Source organism: Candidatus Poribacteria bacterium (assembly GCA_021162805.1).
Classification (GTDB): domain Bacteria; phylum Poribacteria; class WGA-4E; order B28-G17; family B28-G17; genus JAGGXZ01.
Genome location: JAGGXZ010000030.1, coordinates 1 through 3241 on the forward strand (window position 1 = coordinate 1; position 3241 = coordinate 3241).

The 3241-nt window shown below is 56.5% G+C and carries 4 protein-coding genes; all 4 read right to left on the reverse strand.

The features are described 5' to 3' along the window. Positions 1 to 195: 195 nt before the first annotated feature. Genes J7M22_02100 through J7M22_02115 form a run of 4 tightly spaced genes read right to left on the reverse strand, consistent with a single transcriptional unit; the run spans position 196 to position 2896 of the window. On the reverse strand, positions 196 to 897 hold the full coding sequence (locus J7M22_02100; protein MCD6505395.1) for a phosphoribosylanthranilate isomerase: 702 nt from the start codon (positions 895 to 897) through the stop codon (positions 196 to 198). After that, complete coding sequence (locus J7M22_02105) at positions 888 to 1592, reverse strand: indole-3-glycerol-phosphate synthase (protein MCD6505396.1); 705 nt, start codon at positions 1590 to 1592, stop codon at positions 888 to 890. The genes J7M22_02100 and J7M22_02105 overlap by 10 nt, the downstream gene beginning before the upstream one ends. Positions 1593 to 1598: 6 nt before the next feature. After that, entirely contained in the window at positions 1599 to 2630 is a 1032-nt protein-coding gene (gene trpD / locus J7M22_02110; GenBank protein MCD6505397.1) for an anthranilate phosphoribosyltransferase, read from the reverse strand. Between the two features lie 23 nt (positions 2631 to 2653). Then, positions 2654 to 2896, reverse strand: a complete 243-nt coding sequence (locus J7M22_02115; protein ID MCD6505398.1) for an Lrp/AsnC ligand binding domain-containing protein — start codon at positions 2894 to 2896, stop codon at positions 2654 to 2656. Positions 2897 to 3241: the final 345 nt, after the last annotated feature.

Genomic DNA, 3241 nt, shown 5'->3' on the forward strand with positions numbered 1-3241 from the left:
CATTCCTGCCTCTCCCTTTCGGGGTTAAGGTGCACCTCGGCAATGTGACGGTTTTGCCAGACAGGGCTGGTGCGATACCCTGCCATGCTTACTCGCCAAGCGAGAACCGTTCACGTAGGCGGCCACCTCACCGTCAGCAGGCGGCTTAACACCCGCCTTAGCCTTGAAGCCCTGTGTGCATTGGCACACCTTGACCTACTTGGTCAACTGCTGAGGGGCTCCCGAGATCGATTTTGCGGCCCGGATAAAGGCCCGAACCTTGGTTTCGTCCTTTCTTCCGGGGTTTCGTTCAACCCCGCTGATGACGTCCACGGCGAACGGCCTAACGGCCTTTACGGCATCGCGGACGTTTTCAGGGTTTAATCCCCCGGCGATTATCAGCGGCACATCGATACCGTTCCGCACCTTCCCAGCTATCTCCCATCTGAAGGGAATCCCCGTTCCGGCCGGCATGGCGCCGGTCTTGGAATCCAGCAACAGGGCTGATATACCTGTGGATGCGAATCTCCTCGCCGTTTCCAAGACCACCTGATCCTCCACGTCCTCCTCGACGTTTATCCTCAGAGCTTTGATAACTCGAATGCCCCGTCTAGAGAGCTCCTCCACAAGCGTCTTCGTCTCCTGGGGCGATTCATCGCCGTGGAGCTGGATCACATCGGGCATGGTGAAGTCCGCTATCGAGAGGATATGCTCTATCTCGCCCCCGACTACGGCGGTTGTGGCGACGAAGGGGGGCACCTTTCGCATCAGCTCACGCGCTCTCCCTCTGGGAATGTTCCAGGGGACGTCCACGGGATACTCGACGACAAACCCCAGGGCATCGACGCCGCTTTCCACGCATAGAAACAGGTCCTCCTCGTTTGTTATCCCGCAGATTTTCACCCTGACTACTCCCATATCTCTATCATCCCCCTTAAGAAATCCTCCACATCCTCCGCCTGCATCACGGCGGTGCCGATCAGGACGGAATCGGCACCTCCCCTCAATGCCCGGCGCACGTCATCGGGCGTTTTGAGAGAGCTTTCGCTCAGGATGATGAAATCCCCCTCTATTCGGGGTGCCAGCCTCTCGGTCACAGATACGTCCGACCCGTCCGTCTCCAACACCTTTATATCCCTGTTGTTGATTCCGAGTATGTCGAGATCGAGGCCGAGCGAGAGGACCCTTCTCAGCTCTCCCTCTGTATGCACCTCCACCACCGTCTCAAGCCCGACGGAGTGGGCGCGTTCATGAAGGATAACGAGGTCTGAATCGTTCAACATGCCGGCTATGAGAAGGATAGCCGACGATCCTAACCGTTTCGACTCCTCCACCTGGTCGGAGGTCGTGATGAAATCTTTATGTAGGATCGGCTTATCGACCTCCCTCGCTATATCCTCCAGAAGCTTTCTGCTTCCGCCGAAATGCTCGGATTCGGTGACCACGGACAACCCTGCTACCTCGCACTTCCCCATTCTCCTTGCCAGCTCAATGGGATCACGTCCTTTAAGCAGGTCACCGTCGCGCGGGGTTCTCAGCTTTATCTCCGATATGACGGGCGCCTTTCCCGCCCGTTGTAGCTTTCGTATCGACTCGGTGAGCCTGCCGCCCATGGCCTTTCACCCCTTCGATCGCAGTTCGTTGGATCTGGCGATGTATTCGCCCAGCTTTCTGGCCGCTGCGCCCAATTCTATAACCTCCCTTGCGCGCTCGATCCCTTCCTCTAAGCTCTCAGCCATCTCGCCGACGTAGAGCGCCGCTCCGGAGTTTAAGAGCAGGAAGTTATAACGAGGGCCTCTGTCCTTCCCCTCGAAGATATCCCTTATCACGCGGGCGTTAAACTCCGGGCTGCCTCCGGCCACCTCCTCCAGATCACAACGGGGGATGCCGAAGTCCTCCGGCTCAATCTCATACTTCTCCACCTTCCCGTTTTTAACCTCAGCGATGGACGTTCTGCCCAGTATGGAGATCTCGTCCAATCCATCAAGCCCATGGGCGACGATAGCATGTATGAAGTCCAGCTCCACAAGGATATCGGCGACCATCGAGACCAGCTCCGGTCTATAAACCCCGAGCACATGACGTCTGGCATCGGCGGGATTGATGAGCGGGCCGATTATGGTGTAGAAGATGGTTTTGATGCCGAGCTGGTTTTCCGGCCCGAACACCTTTCCCATGACGGGATGGAAGTTCGGCGCGTAGAGGAAGCAGATTCCTATCTCCTCGATGAGTTTCTCCGCCTGTTTGGGCGTCACATCTATGAATACGCCGAGGGCCTCCAGGACGTCGGCGCTTCCCGAGGCTGAGGATATGGATCGGCTTCCGTGTTTGGCGACGGGTATGCCGGCGGCAGCGGCGACTATGGCGTTGGCGGTGCTCACGTTGTAGGTGGTGAGCCCCCCTCCGGTGCCGCATGTGTCGAGCAATCCTCCTGAGACTTTAGGGGTTATCTGGGTGCAAACCGATCGCATTGCCTTGGCGATGTACGCTATCTCGCGCACCGTCGGCCCCTTCATGGTGAGGCCGACGAGAAATCCAGCTATCTGGACGTCTGTGACCTCACCATCCCGGATGCCGATGATGAAATCGGATATCTCACGCTCCGTCAGGTTACGGTTCTGCGTGAGCTTCGACATGATGGTTCTTACCACCTGAGCATCACCTCCCTTTACGTTTAAAACTTATACATCTTAAACGCCATGAGGGTTTCCGTGGAGGCGATCCCCTCCACCGCCTGTAGTTTCTCTGTTACCACCTCCGACATGCGTTCATACTCCTCGACCTGAACCTTGGCCACAATGTCATACCTCCCGGCGACCGAGTAGATCTCCGTCACCTCCTCGATCTCCCCAAGCTGCCTCACAACTCGGGGAAGCTGACCCTTTTGAACGTTGATAAGCACTATCGCTGAAATCATGATATCTCCCTCCACCGCAGAAATAAAAAAGCCGTGGGCTTCTCCTTCTCGAGGAGCATGCCCACGGCTCTGTCTATCGCTAAGCGTCGATCATCTCGACACCTGGGCGTCACCCTCTACCCGGGCACGCTCCAACCCCCGGCCACCACCAGAACCAATGATAAGCGTGGGATATATAAACCTTTTGACCGAAGGTTGTCATAGCGCGCCCTCTCAAATTTAAGGTTGATAAAAGATTACCATAATTCGCTTCGCATGTCAAGGGGATACCTCGGCCTGGTTCACCCCCAGTTTGAGAGAGGGATGAAGAAAGCAACCATAGAGCGGGAAACAGACAAAAGAGGG

Excerpts from the sequence above, each read along its gene's own strand:
- J7M22_02105 (MCD6505396.1), bottom strand. The coding sequence starts at position 1,592 with ATGGGCGGCAGGCTCACCGAGTCGATACGAAAGCTACAACGGGCGGGA.
- J7M22_02100 (MCD6505395.1), bottom strand. The coding sequence starts at position 897 with ATGGGAGTAGTCAGGGTGAAAATCTGCGGGATAACAAACGAGGAGGAC.
- J7M22_02115 (MCD6505398.1), bottom strand. The coding sequence starts at position 2,896 with ATGATTTCAGCGATAGTGCTTATCAACGTTCAAAAGGGTCAGCTTCCC.